This is a genomic window from Winogradskyella sp. MIT101101 (assembly GCF_047126865.1).
Taxonomy (GTDB): domain Bacteria; phylum Bacteroidota; class Bacteroidia; order Flavobacteriales; family Flavobacteriaceae; genus Winogradskyella; species Winogradskyella ouciana.
Map to the genome: position 1 here is coordinate 1312148 of NZ_CP138982.1, position 16475 is coordinate 1328622.

At 33.7% G+C, this 16475-nt stretch carries 15 protein-coding genes; 9 read left to right on the forward strand and 6 right to left on the reverse strand.

Going from position 1 to position 16475, the window contains the following annotated elements; genetic code table 11:
- Positions 1 to 97 precede the first annotated feature (97 nt).
- From SIB89_RS06185 to SIB89_RS06195, 3 genes are all read left to right on the forward strand, one after another.
- Positions 98 to 1153, forward strand: coding sequence for a 3-oxoacyl-ACP synthase III family protein (locus SIB89_RS06185; RefSeq protein ID WP_155090014.1), 1056 nt, complete (start codon positions 98 to 100; stop codon positions 1151 to 1153).
- Between the two features lie 31 nt (positions 1154 to 1184).
- Positions 1185 to 1706: a methyltransferase gene (locus SIB89_RS06190; protein WP_412561555.1), complete on the forward strand. Its 522-nt coding sequence runs from the start codon at positions 1185 to 1187 to the stop codon at positions 1704 to 1706.
- 74 nt (positions 1707 to 1780) lie between these two features.
- Positions 1781 to 2629: a glycosyltransferase gene (locus tag SIB89_RS06195; protein WP_412561889.1), complete on the forward strand. Its 849-nt coding sequence runs from the start codon at positions 1781 to 1783 to the stop codon at positions 2627 to 2629.
- A gap of 5 nt (positions 2630 to 2634) precedes the next feature.
- Here the strand turns inward: SIB89_RS06195 and SIB89_RS06200 are convergent, their stop codons facing one another.
- On the reverse strand, positions 2635 to 3420 hold the full coding sequence (locus tag SIB89_RS06200; protein ID WP_412561556.1) for a hypothetical protein: 786 nt from the start codon (positions 3418 to 3420) through the stop codon (positions 2635 to 2637).
- A gap of 2 nt (positions 3421 to 3422) precedes the next feature.
- Positions 3423 to 3986 carry an RNA polymerase sigma factor gene (locus SIB89_RS06205; RefSeq protein ID WP_412561557.1) on the reverse strand — a complete coding sequence of 188 codons (564 nt, stop codon included), beginning with the start codon at positions 3984 to 3986 and terminating at the stop codon, positions 3423 to 3425.
- A 101-nt stretch (positions 3987 to 4087) separates the two neighbouring features.
- On the opposite strand from SIB89_RS06205, the gene SIB89_RS06210 reads away from it, so the two are divergent.
- From SIB89_RS06210 to SIB89_RS06225, 4 genes are all read left to right on the forward strand, one after another.
- A complete protein-coding gene (locus tag SIB89_RS06210; RefSeq protein WP_412561558.1) occupies positions 4088 to 4738 on the forward strand; it encodes a hypothetical protein in 651 nt (216 codons plus the stop codon).
- A 65-nt stretch (positions 4739 to 4803) separates the two neighbouring features.
- Positions 4804 to 7515 (forward strand): CHAT domain-containing protein, encoded by a 2712-nt coding sequence (locus tag SIB89_RS06215; RefSeq protein ID WP_412561559.1) that lies wholly within the window; start codon positions 4804 to 4806, stop codon positions 7513 to 7515.
- 76 nt (positions 7516 to 7591) lie between these two features.
- On the forward strand, positions 7592 to 8203 hold the full coding sequence (locus SIB89_RS06220) for a hypothetical protein (RefSeq protein WP_412561560.1): 612 nt from the start codon (positions 7592 to 7594) through the stop codon (positions 8201 to 8203).
- Between the two features lie 181 nt (positions 8204 to 8384).
- The gene (locus SIB89_RS06225) at positions 8385 to 9974 is read left to right on the forward strand and encodes a T9SS type A sorting domain-containing protein (RefSeq protein ID WP_412561561.1); all 1590 of its coding nucleotides are present in this window, start codon (positions 8385 to 8387) and stop codon (positions 9972 to 9974) included.
- Positions 9975 to 10035: 61 nt separating this feature from the next.
- On the opposite strand, the gene pafA is transcribed toward SIB89_RS06225, so the two are convergent.
- Positions 10036 to 11703, reverse strand: coding sequence for an alkaline phosphatase PafA (gene pafA, locus SIB89_RS06230; protein ID WP_412561562.1), 1668 nt, complete (start codon positions 11701 to 11703; stop codon positions 10036 to 10038).
- 112 nt (positions 11704 to 11815) lie between these two features.
- Between pafA and SIB89_RS06235 the strand changes: the two genes are divergently transcribed.
- Entirely contained in the window at positions 11816 to 12553 is a 738-nt protein-coding gene (locus SIB89_RS06235; RefSeq protein ID WP_155090017.1) for an MlaE family ABC transporter permease, read from the forward strand.
- A complete protein-coding gene (locus SIB89_RS06240) occupies positions 12553 to 13320 on the forward strand; it encodes an ABC transporter ATP-binding protein (protein ID WP_412561563.1) in 768 nt (255 codons plus the stop codon). Before SIB89_RS06235 ends, SIB89_RS06240 begins: the two co-directional genes overlap by 1 nt.
- Here the strand turns inward: SIB89_RS06240 and SIB89_RS06245 are convergent, their stop codons facing one another.
- From SIB89_RS06245 to SIB89_RS06255, 3 genes are read right to left on the reverse strand one after another with little or no spacing between them, the layout of a single operon-like run.
- On the reverse strand, positions 13321 to 14796 hold the full coding sequence (locus SIB89_RS06245; RefSeq protein ID WP_412561564.1) for a DUF389 domain-containing protein: 1476 nt from the start codon (positions 14794 to 14796) through the stop codon (positions 13321 to 13323). It abuts the gene before it with no gap.
- A 2-nt stretch (positions 14797 to 14798) separates the two neighbouring features.
- Positions 14799 to 15881, reverse strand: a complete 1083-nt coding sequence (locus tag SIB89_RS06250) for a mannose-1-phosphate guanylyltransferase (RefSeq protein ID WP_412561565.1) — start codon at positions 15879 to 15881, stop codon at positions 14799 to 14801.
- Positions 15871 to 16473: a SprT-like domain-containing protein gene (locus SIB89_RS06255; protein ID WP_412561566.1), complete on the reverse strand. Its 603-nt coding sequence runs from the start codon at positions 16471 to 16473 to the stop codon at positions 15871 to 15873. Before SIB89_RS06255 ends, SIB89_RS06250 begins: the two co-directional genes overlap by 11 nt.
- Between the last annotated feature and the right edge of the window lie 2 nt (positions 16474 to 16475).

Consider the following 16475-nt stretch of genomic DNA (forward strand, 5'->3'; position numbering starts at 1 on the left):
TTGAACATCGTAAAATTGAACATTTTTTAAAAACTATTAAATAAAATATAGTTAAATTGTAGGTTGATTTGCAAAATATAATTTCAGACACGGTATTATGAATGTTAAAATAACGGGAACAGGTAGTTATATCCCGAAGAGTATAGAGAAGAATGAAGATTTTCATGAGCATAGATTTCTCAATCAAGATGGGACATCTATCGACTATCCAAATGAAATCATTGTAGATAAGTTTAAAGCTATTACTGGTATAGCTGAGAGACGTTATGCAAATGAGCAACTAACCTCATCTGATATTGGTTTTTTAGCGGCTCAAAAAGCTATTGACGACGCTAATGTTAACCCAGAAGAAATAGATTATATTATTTGCGCCCACAATTTTGGTGATGTAAAAGCCAATACCATTCAAAGTGATTTACTGCCTTGTTTGGCATCTCGAGTAAAACATAGCTTAAGAATCAAAAACCCAAAGTGTGTTGCATATGATATTCTTTTTGGATGTCCTGGTTGGTTAGAAGGCGTTATACAGGCACAAGCTTTTATCAAAGCAGGAATAGCTAAACGTTGTTTGGTTATCGGTTCTGAAACATTATCTCGTGTAGTAGATAAGCACGATAGAGATTCTATGATTTATTCAGATGGTGCTGGAGCGACAATTGTTGAGGCATCGGAAGAAGAAGGAATTTTGGCCCACGAAACTGCCAGTTTTACGTACGACGAGGCTTATTATTTATTCTTCGGAAAATCGAACAACCAAGAGTTGTGCAAGGATACAAAGTACATTAAAATGCATGGCCGAAAGATTTATGAATTTGCATTGAACAATGTTCCCAACGCCATGAAAACATGCTTGGATAATAGTGGAATTGACATCTCTGAGGTTAAGAAAATATTGATTCATCAGGCTAATGAGAAAATGGATGAGGCCATCATAAAGCGATTCTACAGATTATACAAAACACCAGTTCCTGAGGGCATTATGCCAATGAGCATCCATAAGTTGGGTAACAGTTCTGTCGCCACTGTGCCAACACTTTTTGACCTTATCAGAAAGAACAAAATGAAAGACCATAGTATTGAAAAAGGTGACGTTATCATCTTTGCTAGCGTTGGTGCAGGAATGCATATAAATGCAATGACGTATAGGTATTGATTTTAAAATATAACGCTTTCGCGGTAATAACATGTACGAAAAAACATATCCGAATAAGCGTTATAAACTTACGCTTCAATTCCTAAAAAAACACATTAAAACCTCTGAATCTATTTTAGATTTAGGCGTTAAAAATCCCTTTTCAGAAATTCTGATTTCTGAAGGTTTTTCGGTTGAAAATACAACAGGAGAAGATCTGGACGAAGACCGTTCTGCCTTGGGAAATTCGTCAGCAGACGTAGTAACAGCTTTTGAAATTTTTGAACATTTGCTCTCTCCTTATGAAGTTTTAAAATCCATAAAATCTGAAAAACTTGTTATAAGTGTCCCTTTGCGATTATGGTTTGCCTCTGCATATAAGAGCAAGACCGACAAGTGGGATAGACATTACCATGAGTTTGAAGATTGGCAACTCGACTGGTTATTAGAAAAAACCGGATGGAAAATTAAAGACAGACAAAAATGGACCAACCCTGTAAAGAAGCTTGGTATAAGACCAATTCTTAGGAGGTTCACTCCACGTTATTATATCGTCTATGCAGAAAGGTTTTAAAATTCCAAAACCTAAAACTCTAAATTCCAAATGGGTTTGCGTAGTTTTGGTTTTTGAAATTTAATAATTGGGATTTGAACTTCTATATCATCATACCAGCACACAACGAAGAAGATTATATTGGCAAGACCTTGCAATCTCTGGTGGAGCAAACTGAATTGCCAAAACAAGTTGTTGTGGTTAATGATAATTCTACTGACAAAACCGAAAATATTGTAAAAGATTTTGCTTCAAGATACAACTGGATTTCTTTAGTCAAAATCACCTCATCAGATAAGCATCTACCAGGATCCAAAATTATCCATGCCTTTAACAAAGGACTAGAAACCTTAGATGACAATTTCGACATTATCTGTAAATTTGATGCTGATTTAATCTTTCCGAGAGATTATCTAAAAGTGATTTCAAATCATTTCAAAACCAATAAACAACTTGGTATGGCATCCGGTTTCTGTTTCATTGAAAAAGATGGAGATTGGGTTTTGGAAAATTTAACCAACAAGGACCATGTTAGAGGTGCATTGAAAGCTTATCGCAAAACATGTTTTGAGCAGATTGGTCAACTTAAACCATCAATGGGTTGGGATACAGTCGATGAGCTATTAGCCAAATATCACGGTTGGGAAATTCTCACAGATGAATCTCTTAAAGTAAAACACCTAAAGCCAACTGGAAAATCTTACAACAAGGCTTCAAAATATCTGCAAGGTGAAGCCATGTATAAAATGCGCTATGGATTTTGGATTACATTCATTTCGGCAGTAAAATTCGCCTATAAAAAAAGGAGCTTTGGATTATTTAAGGATTATATGAAAGGTTACTTTAAAGCTAAATCCAATAGAACGGAATTCTTAGTCTCAAAAGACGAGGGAAAATTCATCAGAAAACTACGTTGGAAGGGAATCTATAATAAGTTGAGCTAACTCAACTATTGCAATTCACTTAATAAGTCTAGCGCCTTCTTTTTATTGAATAAGTTTTCAGAAACAATTCTGTTTAAAATCTCTTTGGTGTCTTCTACCCTACTCTGTTTTAAATACATCAACGCCTTATACCAGTATCCTTTGTTAGCATCTAAAAGATCGCTGTTTATTAAGCTGTTGAATGTTACTTCTGCTTCCTTATACCTACCAAGTTCGGTTTGAGCAATCCCTTGGTATATTAACACAATACTTTTATTCTCAACATCATCTGGCTGCGATTGAAAAATAGTCAATGCCTCGTCATACTTTTTGGCTTCGAACAAGTTTTGAACTTCAGATAGTGTATTTGCTTCATCATTTCTAGAAACAAAGGATGGTAAATCACTTAACCCAACATAATCATTATACAAATCTTGATTAGAAACATTCTGATTAAAAAAGAATTGAAAGCCCAAGAATACTACAACAGACGCAGCCGCTAGGTGATAATAAATTCTTCTGCTCTTATTATTTTGATCAGATGTGTTAAAACTTGCAGTAGTACTTTTTAAAGTATCTTTTAAAGCCTCTATATCTTCTGACTCTAACAGTGTTTTATACGTTTCTAGTTCTTTGTTCCTTTTTTTAGTGAAGCTCCAGCTATCCTCATTCAAAGCATCAAACAGTTGTTTTTCTAGTTGAAACTTTTCATTAAAAGCAATATCAGACTCTAGTCGTTCTAAAAATGCTTTCTCTTCATCTTTAGACAACTCACCTTTTAGGTAATTATCAATTAAAATTTCGTCTTCCATTGTTATAGTTCAATCAAAGCTGCAAAACGCTTATCCTTTTTTACTAATTCTTTCAATTTAGTTTTACACTTAAAAACTCGTTGCCGCACCACAGTTTCTGAGTTATAACCAAATAGCTCAACCATTTTGGCATAAGAGGTTTTAGCAAAGAATAACTTCAATATTTGTTTACAATTTTCAGAAATAAGCTCTAGGCATTCTGTAAATAATTCCCAACGCTTTTGTTCTAAAACTGCTAATGCTATATCTTCATTTTCATCCTTAGGTTCTATAAATTCATTGTTTGTTACCTTAATTTTGGATTTATTTAACTCCCTTCTCCAAAGATTTTTGCAAACCGTAAATAAATAAGCCTCAAAACTCGTCTTTATAATAAACTTTTCTTTCTTGTATCGTACTGCCAATTGCAGTAATGCTTTTTGAAATATATCTTCTGCATCTTGCTGCTGCCCTTTATTTTTAACCACAAAAGCCCTAACCTTAAAAAAATTATCATTATAGATATGCTTAATAATTTTAGAATCATTATTAAGCAAAGCTTTTAAATAAAGAGAATTGTCAATCACTTGTATAATTTATACTACAAAACAAAAATAAACTTTTATATTTATGGGTAACAATTTTATTTTCCTTGAACATAGGGTTGTAACTTTAAAATAAAAAAACGATGAAAAATTTAATTTATGTATGCTTATTGGCATTAGTGGCAGTAAGTTTTGGATGTGAAAAGGAAGAATTGTACCTATCACCAACAGAGGAAAGTATAGAAATTTCCGATATTAACGAAAAGTTTAAAGAATCCAGTTCAAAATCAGACACTAAAGCTAGTTCTACTTCTTATCAAAGAAATGTAGATAATTCTCAGGTGAATTACTACGACGAAAATGGTAATCCGGTAGAAACTTACTCGCTTTATTTAGACATGGATTATATAGAAGCTAATTACAATGGCCAGTATTTTGGTTCCTTTAGTCAACATTACTTCAACGAAATGTCTAATCATTTTACAATACATACTGTAGAGTATGCCAATGCTAGTTGCGGAAACATAGAACGTTGGGTTGTTTCCAAAGAAGAATACGATATTTATGTTGATTCTATTGGTGGATACCACAGTGGTGTTTCTGCAGTTAACAATGGAGATGGCAATAACAATTCTAGTACATCATCAGGTAGCAGCAATACAGAACCAGATGAAGGTTGGGGAGATGAAGATGGTAATGTAACCACTAATCCTAAACCTAGAACGAATCCAGATGATGGTGATGTAGAACCTAAGGATAATTTAGTACCTACTGAATATGAGGGCTGTTTTTAAAATTAATTGATAATTCTATAAGAACGGATAGGTAATTACTATCCGTTTTTCTATTTTGGATAATTATGAAAAATCTTTTTATCATTCTACTGATATTTTTCTTTAGTTCTTCATTTTCTCAGAATAACTTTGAATCCATATACAATAATCAAAGTTTAACTAATGAAGAAAAAAGTGAGAAGTTTGACTCCTTGATGCAACGATATATCCAAGAAAAAAAATTTGATTCCTTAGTTATTGAATCCTTTGAAATTATAAGGTGGTATAGGGGAACTGATGATTTAATGAAAGCAATTAAACTCAACAGAAGGAATTTAGCTATAATGGACTCCATAAAATATGAGGACAAGGCTTTTTACAGACGCAATATTTATAGTCTAGGATTTTATGAATCCAGACAAGGAGAAACGGAAAATGCACTAAACACTTTAAAGAGATTACTGAGATATAACGAATCTGATGAATATGCCTTAAGGGGAGCGTTCCAAATTGCGGAAATATACTATGATATAGTAGGTGATTACTATAAATCTTTAGAGTATTATAAACTTTGCAGGTTAATCTCAGAAAAACTTAATAACGATACGTACTTAGCTATGTCAACCTTAGGCATTGGCAAATCTAATCTAATTATTAATACAGATAAATCTATTCAAGAAGCAATCAGCATTACGTCAAATACTATTGACTATATAGAAAATTCACCCTCTATGAAAATATCTGATAAGTATATTATACAAATCTATAAGTTACTCGGTAACTTACATTCAGACAGAAGTGATTACAATTTTGATATAGCAATACAAAACTTCAATAAAGCTTTAAAAATTGCAGAAAGTACTGACAACATCAAAGAAGTTTGTTTAATTAATAATGATCTTGGGTTAATTCATTTAAAAGATAAACGACCAGAGGCTGAAAACTTTTTTAAAAAAGCCTTAAAATGTAGAACGAGCAAAGAAATGTATGCCGTCATACAAAGAAATTTAGCTAAGCATTATAAACATTTTGAAAACTTTGACTTTGCCATAAAAAGTGCTCAAAAATCCATTGAACCTCTAATCTCAAAACGAACTAATAATTTAGAAGAATTACCAAATAGAGAAACTTTAATTTCCAATAAATTTAAAAATCAACTTATTTCAAGTCTTATCGCAAAAGCTGATATCTGGTTAGAGTTAGCTGAAGTAAACTCTAAAAAAGATTACTATTATGAACAAGCCATTAAAACTATAGAATTAGGGGATTGGCTAATTGATAATGCTAGGTTATCTGATATTGAATATAAATCGAAATTATTTTGGCGAAAAACAGCTACAGATTTGTATTTACTAGCTGTAGAGGTTTGCTATAAGACTAATAGACCAAGGGATGCCTTTTATTATATTGAAAAAAGCAAAGCCTTGCAGTTACTGGAAGATGTCAATTTAAAGTCCATAAGAGAAACTACACAAATACCAAATACTATTTCTAAAAAAGAGAAAGCTTTAAAAGCTAAAATCACAAAATTAGAAACACTAAAAAGCACAACACCAACAGCAGAAATAAGTAGAAAATTAATTGTTGCCAAAGAAAATTATAACAAATTTATTGATGGCTTAGATAAAGATGTAAAATTATTATACAAATTAGAAAAGCCTATAGAGGTAATTGATTTTGATACCTTAAATCAAAATCATTTATCACCAAATGAGGTTTATATAGCATATATACATGATAGTGAAATAGGTTATGGTCTGTTAATCTCTAAAGGTGATCTCATCCTTTTTGAAATACCTAATGCCGACCAATTAAAAGATCTCACTATTAACTACAGAAAGTACCTCAACACTCCAATTACAAACAACGTCGACTTAGATCAGTTTACTGAAACATCTCATACCTTATATAATATATTATTCCCAGAAGATATAAGAGAGGCAATAGGTCAAAAAGTAATCACCATAATCCCAGACAACAATTTACAAAACATACCTTTTGAATCGTTAATAATTAATAAAGAGGATGCCAGAAGTTATTTAATATTTCGAAATGAGATTAACTACTCATATTCGATAACATTCTTAATAAAAAACAGGGAATTAAAAAGAGAAAATGATAACAGTATCGTAGCATTTGCACCTATAAATTTTGAGGATAATTTAGCCCGTTTAACTCATACAGAAGAAGAGCTAAAATCCTTAAACGAACTAAGTTCATCTAATCTCTTTCTTTACGAAGATGCCAGTAAATCTAATTTTTACAAAAACAGCGAGAATGCCAAAATTATACATATTGCATCGCATGCCAATGCCAGTGACACAATAAGTCCATGGATTTCCTTCCATAATAAAAAATTACACCTTAACGAGTTATTTAATCATAACACTTCAGCAGATTTAGTGGTACTAAGTGCTTGCAACACTTCCCTAGGAGAAATATATACAGGTGAAGGTGTAATGAGTTTGGCCAGAGGCTTTTTTTATAGTGGTTCTCAAAGTGTTTTGACCACACTTTGGACAGTCAACGATAAATCTACATCATTCTTAATGAAAGATTTTTACAAAAAACTCAAAGATGGCAAGTCTAAATCAGAAGCATTAAGAGAAGCCAAGCTTAACTACATTTCATCCCACTCTTTATCTGAAGCTTCACCATACTATTGGTCTTCGTTTATCCTTTTGGGTGATGCTAATACCATAGATTTAAATACGGGATTTACAACACTTCACTATTTTGTTTTAGGACTTATCGCATTGATAATCATATTTTTAATAGTCAGACTAAAAAAGAATTAGGTTTTATAGGGTAACAAAATATTTAATTAGGAACAGTAGGGTATAAAACAAATTGTCTAATTAAATATTTAACATTATGAAAACAAATTCAATTGTACTGATTCTTTTTACTTTATTGTTTATGACATCCTGCTCTAAGGACAGTGTAGAAGATAACTTTATTGAATCCGAAAAAAACACAACAGATTTATCCTTACAAGAACGAAACCCACCTACTGGTTGTATAATTACTCCAGCAATGGTTGTAGACGAAACTGCCGCCACTGGTGCACCTTACACAGTTTATGCATCAACTGGTACAAATACTAAAAACTACGATAGAAGAGTTGAAATTTATTTGACCATGCTAAGCGAAGAGGGCAATGAAGTTGTTGCTGATGTAGCCTATGTGACCATTCCTGCTAACCAAAATGTATCTAATAATGCAGCGGTAATTGATTGCGGTGACGGTTTAGGGCAAGATCCAGAGTATGATGGTATAGAAACAGTTGCTGTTACAGTGAAAATTGCCAACGTTCTTAACTTATCAAATTCAACATTTGATAACAGTTGTTCATGGAGAACCACTACTGGTGAACTTCCTAAATGCGAGTCTTCAAGTCCTTGTGCAGAGGGTAATGATCAAGATGGTGATGGTATATGCGATGATATAGATGCAGATAATGGAAACGATACTGGGTTTGAATAAAACCAGGTTATTAAACATAACAGAAGAGGTCTTTCAAATAATTGAAAGACCTTTTTTTATATATATGATAATATCAGAAAGTAATTGGGTAACAAACTAATTAATTAGGAACAATAGGGCATAAAACAAATTGTTCAATTAAATAATCAAAATTATGAGAATCAAAAAAACTATCTTTATTATGTTACTTTTCTTAGGAGGGATAACATCTTATGCTCAATGCAGCAATTGCTCAGATCCATCTAATGTAATTTCAGAAATTTCAGATAATGTTTTTGAAGCTACAAGTGCTCAGGCTTACTTTTGGGAAATATGCGAAGGTAATGCCACAATTCAAGGCTCTAATACTTCCCAAACAGTTAATGTAAGTTGTTCTAGCGGAACTTTTAAAATTAAAGTAACACGCTTTATAAATGGTAATTGTATAGAAGCCTGTGAAACCTATACCTGCGGTGGTGGCAATAGCTGTGATGACTATTGGGTTGCAATTTTAGATGAGTATATAGATGGCACCCAGAGTGGGTCAGATTACGTTTATCTTATGGCAAATGGCAATTATCCATCTGGTGCTACCTATACCTGGACAACAACACGCCAGAGTGGGTTAACACAAACTTACGCTACAACTACGGACAATCCAAGATTAGTGGATGCGTCAATAAATAATAGAATTACTTCTGCTTCAGTAACAGTTTCTTACCAAGGGTGCTCTGAGACCGTTAATAGAACATTTGCTTGTGCAATCCCTAATTCTGACGCCAATGGTGATTTATTTCCAGAATGTAATAGAAAAGGTGGAGGAGGTTTGTCTAAAAAAGAAAAAACTGCTGGACCTTGTGAAGAAGGTAGTGTTTATATGGACCTAATTAAAATCAATTGTCCGTCAAAAAGATTTATCGTGTCTGGATATTATATAATTCCGAGTTGCGATGCTACTTATGAAGCTAACGTAACATTATATCTTGATTCTTTCAATTCTCTAACAGGAGAATATGTTTCATCCGAAGTTATTGCTCAAAGAGATTTCACAAATCCTAATTATTCGTTTACCATTAATCCCTTGAGTCTTAACTTAGACCCAACACTAGAGTACGATTTAGTGGTTATAGCTAACTTTTCTGATAATACTGGTGCCGCTTTTGGACATCAAGGTAAGGAGATAACATTCATTGATTGTGAAGAGGAAGATGAATGCGAGAGCTCTTGGGTGGCCATTTTAGATGAATATATAGATGGTACACAGAGTGGTTCTGACAATGTGTATTTAATGGCAAATGGCAATTATCCGTCTGGTGCTACTTATAATTGGACAACTACACGTCAGAGTGGTTTAACGCAATCATATAGTGGTGGAGATACTATTTTGGTTTCGGCATCAATAAATGACAGAATTGTATCAGCAACTGTAACTGTTTCTTATGAGGAGTGTACAGAAACCGTGAGCAAAACTTTTGCCTGTGCTATACCAAATACTGATGCCAATGGCAATACATTCCCAGAATGTAATGGAAACGGAGGTGGCTTCGGAAAAAAAGCTGAATCCATTAAGGTATCGCCAAATCCGGTAAAAGCTGGTTCTAGTATTAAGATTCAAGGTTTAGAGTCTTATGACGTAAATGCCATCGAAGTGGTAGACATGTTTGGCAATATAAAATTTACACAAAAAACAAAAGCTGATTCGATTAGATTAGGCAACCTTAATACAGGTATTTACTTTATTAAAATATCAACTAAACAGGGTATTATTCAAAAGAAAATTATCGTAAAATAGTATCCTTTTTTTTTAGTTATGTTAAAGGCTTTGATTAATTTCAAAGCCTTTTTCTATATAACTAATCAATCACAAAACCCAAAACACTTCCTGTTGCACTATTAGGAAAACTAATGCCCAACAAAGCAGACATTGTTGGTGCAATATCTGGTATTACCGTTTTTTCAAATGTGGCACCATGCTTTATGCCTTTTCCGAAGAATAAAAGCGGTACATGAGTGTCGTGGTTTAATCCACTACCATGTGTAGAGCCCGTTTTTCCGTAAGAAATATAATCTGGGTCTGGCACCAATATAATATCACCAGACCGTTTTTGGTTAAAACCATTTTGAAGTAGTGTTTCTATTCCCTGAGTAAAATCCGTCGTCGTCATGGTTTTTGCAGAATATACTTTATCGACATGTTCATACTGTATTAATTCGTTAACGAATTGCTCGGTCACTGTGTTAATATTTAGTCCCAAACTATCAATGCGCTTTCTATTTAGGAATATTTGATTATTACTTACATTTTCAATCAAATCAGAATTATTGAATGTGCGCAGTAAATATTCTTCGAATCTGGTTTTTGTCGCCATGTTGTTTAAATACCCAGCAGGAATCTTTAAGCTTCTTAAATAGTTAGGTACATCTATTGCACCGTGATCAGCTGTTAAAAATACCGTATACTCTCCCACCCCAACTGTCTCATCGAGATAATTGAAAAAACGTTCCAAATCTTTATCTAACCTAATGTAAGTGTCTTCTACCTCTTTTGAATTTACCCCAAAATTATGACCAACATAGTCCGTACTCGAAAAGCTAAGTGTAAGGACATCCGTAACATCATCCTCACCCAATTGCTCACCTTTTATAGCCGCTATTGCAAAATCTGTAGTTAAACTGTTGCCGTAAGGTGTTGCTTTAAGGATTTCAAAATTGCGATTGTGCTCACGTAAGGCCTGCAAGTCATAAGGAAACGTTGCTTTTTCCTTTCCATTAAATCCTCCTTCAAACGTGTTGTCATCTGTACCGCTTTCGGTATAAGTAGTTATGTCATAAAGCGTGTTCCAAACTTTAAAGTAAGTTTCTGCTATGTCAGAAGCATTAAATTCCTTAACCCAATTTGGTAAATCTTGCATATAAAAACTACTAGTAATCCAAACCCCTTCGTCCCTTCCATGAAACCAATATGCCGCATTCGCTGTATGGCCAGCAGGCAACACAGCACCTCTATCTTTTAAAGAAACACCTATGGTTTTCCCTTGTAATTGCGTAAATAAACGGTTTTCGTCTGCAAATGTGGTAGTTTGCATTCTATGCGGAGACATTTTACCTGCCATGTGATCTGTACCAACCGATTCAACCTTATCATCACCTGCACAATACACCGTTTCTTTCGTCTGCTTATCATACCAATTATTACCAATCACTCCATGGTATTTTGGTACTGTACCAGTAAAAACCGATGCGTGCCCTGGCCCAGTATAAGTAGGTACATAATTAAAGTGATTGTTCTTACAATTAAACCCTTCTCGCATCATACGCTTAAAACCACCGTCACCAAACTTAGATTCAAAACGAGTTAAATAATCATAGCGCATCTGATCCACAACAATACCAACAACCAATTTTGGTTTAGAATTAGAGTCACTTTTTTTTATGTCTTCATTTGAATTCATTGTCTTTTCTTGTGACCCACAAGACAAAACCAAAGTCATAGATAAGATTATTGTGAAGATGTTTTTCATTATAAAATTGTCATTCTTTTGAGTTTCAAAAATACGTTTTTTAGACTATCTTAATTTAAATTAACATTAATAAACTCATCTTTTTTCATACTTTAGCATAATAAATTCTTGCATGAGTTACCTCCATAATATTGGCGCTTACTTTTTAATGATTAAGAATGTTTTCCGCAAACCTACCAAGTGGTCTGTGATGAAACCCTTAATTCTTAAAGATATTGATGATCTTATCATAGGTTCTCTGGGTATTGTTGCTTTTATTGCATTTTTTGTTGGAGGAGTTGTTGCCATACAAACCTCCTTAAACATTAGCAATCCACTGATTCCAAAATACCTGGTTGGTTTTGCTACGCGCCAATCTATAATTTTAGAATTTGCTCCTACTTTTATTTCCATAATAATGGCTGGTAAAGTCGGATCATTTATCACATCGAGCATAGGCACTATGAGAGTTACTGAACAAATAGATGCTCTCGAGGTTATGGGAATTAATGCCATTAATTATTTAGTATTTCCAAAATTTGTTGCTTTAACATTATATCCTTTTGTGATTTCCATTGCTATGTTTCTGGGGATTTTAGGTGGCTTAGCAGCATGTGTGTATGGTGGTTATGGAACATTGGAAAACTATATTGAAGGTGTGCAAAATGACTTTATACCATTTCATATGGTCTATGCCTTTATAAAAACTATGGTCTTTGCATTTATCCTTGCTACGATTCCATCCTTCTATGGCTATTTTATGAAAGGTGGAGCACTTGAAGTTGGTAAGGCTAGTACTACCTCTTTTGTTTGGACTAGTGTTGTGATTATTTTATTGAACTTTTTACTAACCAGTTTACTCTTGGGCTAATGATAGAGGTGAAAGACTTACATAAATCGTTTGGTGATGCTCATATTCTAAAGGGCATTTCTACCTCTTTTGAAAAAGGAAAAACCAATCTCATTATTGGTCAAAGTGGCTCTGGTAAAACTGTATTTTTAAAATGCTTACTTGGCCTATTTGAATATGAAGAAGGCAGTATTTCATACGATGGTAAAGTTTTTAGCAAACTAAGTACCGATGAAAAAACAGAATTAAGATCAAAAATTGGCATGGTCTTTCAAGGCAGTGCGCTTTTTGACTCCATGACCATTGCAGAAAATGTGATGTTCCCATTAAGAATGTTCACTAAACAGAGTAAAAGCGAAATGGAAGATCGGGTAGATTTTGTTTTAAAACGTGTTAATTTAGATGATGCGCATCATAAAATGCCCAGTGAAGCATCTGGTGGAATGCAAAAGCGAGTTGCTATTGCAAGAGCCATCGTTAACAATCCTAAGTATCTATTTTGTGATGAACCCAACTCTGGGCTAGACCCAAAAACAGCTATAGTTATAGATAATCTTATACAAGAAATCACAGACGAATATCAAATCACTACAGTCATAAACTCTCACGATATGAATTCCGTTATGGAAATAGGCGAGAAAATCGTTTTCTTAAAAGATGGTCTTAAAGCTTGGGAAGGCTCAAAAGAAACCATATTTAGAACAGATAATGAAGTTGTGACTGATTTTGTGTATTCTTCAGAACTGTTTAAAAAAGTACGTAAGATGTATATAGAAGAAAATCAGTAATTAATTTCTTATTTGTACATCTAGCGTATCCAAATCTAGCCTTTCCTTTAAGAAGGCTTTTATTTTTTGGGTTTCTTTTTGTTTTGTTTCTGAATTTATCAAAGAGTCATTCCATTTTAATCTAAACACTTTTAGCGTGTCTAAAGTCTTTAAATTTGAAGATATTTCATTAGAAAAAGTTATACTCTCTAGATTTTCGTGATTGATCTTTAACTCCTTAATAATATCCTGAAACGGAATTTGATCTCGTTCTAGTTTAGAAAGACTTTGCACCTTGTTTTCTAAAAATGCAATTTTTTCTTGTTGACTCATCAATTGCAAAGAATCCCTTGAACGTAATTCTTCCATATAGCGAATGTTATCCAAATTCCTTAGTTTATTTTGATTAACAATCAGTTCGGTTTCATTTAAAGCGCTATACTCTTTCATTCTACCTCTTAGTAAGCTTATTGATGTCTCGGATATTTCGTCTAGACCAAACGTATTTAACGTGATCCTGGAAATGGAATCTCTTTTATAGTCATGAAAAGCATTAGCCTTAATATATTCCGAATGAGGCAAGCCTTCTAGTTCATTATCTATAAAACTTATGGCATCTCTTTCAAAATTCTTTTCATTAAGGACATTAATGAATGTCCAAATAGCAGGTGCCATAACTAAAATAGCGATAACAGAAGCCAATCTTGCGATGAATTTACGTTTTTTGGAATTTGCATATTTAAGCATAGGAAATCGCAGCAACTTAAGTATTAAGAAGGTTGCTAAAGCTATAAAAATGGTATTAATAGTAAAGAGATACATCGCTCCTTTAAAGTAATCAAAGTCATGAGCGAGTCCATAGCCTGCTGTACATAATGGAGGCATAAGTGCGGTTGCAATTGCCACACCAAATATAACTGACGCTATAGTGCCCTTTTTTGTACGAGCAATAATAAGTGCCGCACCACCAAAAAACGCTATGAGGACGTCCCTCAAATCTGGCTTAGTTCTACCGAACAACTCAGTTGTCATTATATCTGCAGTAGGAAAAAACTTGAAGAATAAAAAAGCAGTTAATAAGCTCAATACAATCATTATGGCCAAATTGATCAGTGACCGTTTTAAGGTGTCTATATCGTTTATGGCTATTGAGAGACCAAGGCCTAGAATAGGGCCCATTAATGGAGAAATTAACATCGCTCCAATAACAACAGCAGGTGAATCTGCATTAAGACCAACGGAAGCTACGAAAATAGAACAGACCAAAATCCAAGCTGTTGCACCTTTAAAAGGAATATCTGCCTTAATTGCAGCAATTGTAGCATCTCTATCTGTATCTTCCCTAAAATCTAAAAGCTCACTCAAAAAGTTAGAAATACTGGCAACTAACCCTTTCGCATCCTTCTTTACGGCTTCCTTTTTTTCTTCAACAGCCTTTTCCTTATCTACTTGCTGTTGTTCTTCTTCAGAAAAGTTGAATTTATTTTCGTCACTCATAATTAACCATATTCTTCCCCAAAATTGGCTTTTACATTTTGGAGTACTTTCTTAATATCTTGCTCTTTAGACTTAGGAAAGATAAGTAAAACTTCATCTTTATCTACAATGATATAATCTTTTAAACCATCAATAACAACAATTTTATCCTTTTTAGATCTAATCATATTACCAGATGCATCTTCCGCCAGGACTTTAGAATTTACTACTGCATTGTTGTTTTCATCCTTATCCAATTTATCATAAAGACTTCCCCAAGTGCCCAAATCATTCCAATCAAAGGTTGCCGGAATTACATAAACATTATCGCTCTTTTCCATTAACGCATAATCGACTGAGATGTTTTCAGCCTTACCGTAATTATCCCTTATAAAGTCATCTTCAAATTCAGTATTATAGACACTATAACCACTTTCAAATAGTTGAAATAATTCAGGTTGATTATTTTTAAAAGCAGAAATCACAGTTTTAACACTCCACATAAAAATACCAGCATTCCATAAGAAATTGCCTTGCTCTAAGAACGACTTCGCTGTGTTGTAGTCTGGTTTTTCCCTGAATTGATTTACAGACTTAATTTCTGAAGTTGAAGATTTATCGTACTCAATATAGCCATAACCTGTATTCGGAAATGTTGGCGTAATTCCTAAAGTCATTAACGCATCGTTAGATTCACAAAAATCAAAGGCTGTTTTTACATTATTTGAAAAAGCCTCTTCGTCCTCAATCCAATGGTCACTAGGTGCTACAATCATTACGGCATCTTCATTTTCCTTCTGAATTTTTAAAGATGCGTACAGAATGCATGGCGCTGTATTTCGCATAGCTGGCTCTAAAACCACCTGACGTTTAGTGACACCAGGTAATTGTTCAAACACCAAATCATTGTATCGCTCATTGGTTAGAATGAAAATATTTTCTTCTGGAATAAGGTTTGCCAGACGATTAAAGGTTTTTTGTATCAAGGTATCTCCTGTACCCAGCATATCATGGAACTGCTTCGGAAAGTTTTGCGTACTTATAGGCCAAAATCTAGAGCCAACTCCACCTGCCATTAGTATGGCGTAATAATTTTTATTTTTCATCAAATAATTCTACTTCTGCATTAGGATTAAACAAATATAACTTACCTGTTTTAACTTCTACACATTCAAAACGTTTTCTTCTTTGGTTCCCACGTTTAAAAATTCTACCGTTATATAATTTGAAATTTTTTCCAATAGGTACTTCAAACACAAAGGTTTTGTCTTCACCTTCATCAAACTGTTTTAAGGCATAAGCCAATTTTGTGTCGGTATCGCTAGATGCTTTTGGATTTTTGAAATGGCTTGCCAATAATGGTAATAATTCCATTGGAAAGATTTCTGGTCGTAAAAATGGTAACATTAAATACTGAAAGGTATGCTTCCATTCTTTGCCATGTGGTTTTATAAAACGACCAAATTTGTTATAAGCTTCAAAATGTGCTATTTCATGAATCAACGTGATTAAAAAACGATACGGATTTAAATTACCATTTACCGTAATTTGATGCTTACCATTGGGCAACTGCCTATAGTCACCATGTTTAGTCTTCCGTTCGTTCTTAACTTTAACGACAAGATTATCTTCAGCCAATAAGGTATCGACCTGTGGTTGCGCTTCTGTAGGTATAAAATCTAAAAGCTGTGTTCGCATTG

Excerpts from the sequence above, each read along its gene's own strand:
- SIB89_RS06190 (WP_412561555.1), top strand. The coding sequence starts at position 1,185 with ATGTACGAAAAAACATATCCGAATAAGCGTTATAAACTTACGCTTCAA.
- SIB89_RS06215 (WP_412561559.1), top strand. The coding sequence starts at position 4,804 with ATGAAAAATCTTTTTATCATTCTACTGATATTTTTCTTTAGTTCTTCA.
- SIB89_RS06185 (WP_155090014.1), top strand. The coding sequence starts at position 98 with ATGAATGTTAAAATAACGGGAACAGGTAGTTATATCCCGAAGAGTATA.
- pafA (WP_412561562.1), bottom strand. The coding sequence starts at position 11,703 with ATGAAAAACATCTTCACAATAATCTTATCTATGACTTTGGTTTTGTCT.
- SIB89_RS06255 (WP_412561566.1), bottom strand. The coding sequence starts at position 16,473 with ATGCGAACACAGCTTTTAGATTTTATACCTACAGAAGCGCAACCACAG.
- SIB89_RS06245 (WP_412561564.1), bottom strand. The coding sequence starts at position 14,796 with ATGAGTGACGAAAATAAATTCAACTTTTCTGAAGAAGAACAACAGCAA.
- SIB89_RS06225 (WP_412561561.1), top strand. The coding sequence starts at position 8,385 with ATGTTACTTTTCTTAGGAGGGATAACATCTTATGCTCAATGCAGCAAT.
- SIB89_RS06240 (WP_412561563.1), top strand. The coding sequence starts at position 12,553 with ATGATAGAGGTGAAAGACTTACATAAATCGTTTGGTGATGCTCATATT.
- SIB89_RS06250 (WP_412561565.1), bottom strand. The coding sequence starts at position 15,881 with ATGAAAAATAAAAATTATTACGCCATACTAATGGCAGGTGGAGTTGGC.
- SIB89_RS06200 (WP_412561556.1), bottom strand. The coding sequence starts at position 3,420 with ATGGAAGACGAAATTTTAATTGATAATTACCTAAAAGGTGAGTTGTCT.
- SIB89_RS06210 (WP_412561558.1), top strand. The coding sequence starts at position 4,088 with ATGAAAAATTTAATTTATGTATGCTTATTGGCATTAGTGGCAGTAAGT.
- SIB89_RS06235 (WP_155090017.1), top strand. The coding sequence starts at position 11,816 with ATGAGTTACCTCCATAATATTGGCGCTTACTTTTTAATGATTAAGAAT.
- SIB89_RS06220 (WP_412561560.1), top strand. The coding sequence starts at position 7,592 with ATGAAAACAAATTCAATTGTACTGATTCTTTTTACTTTATTGTTTATG.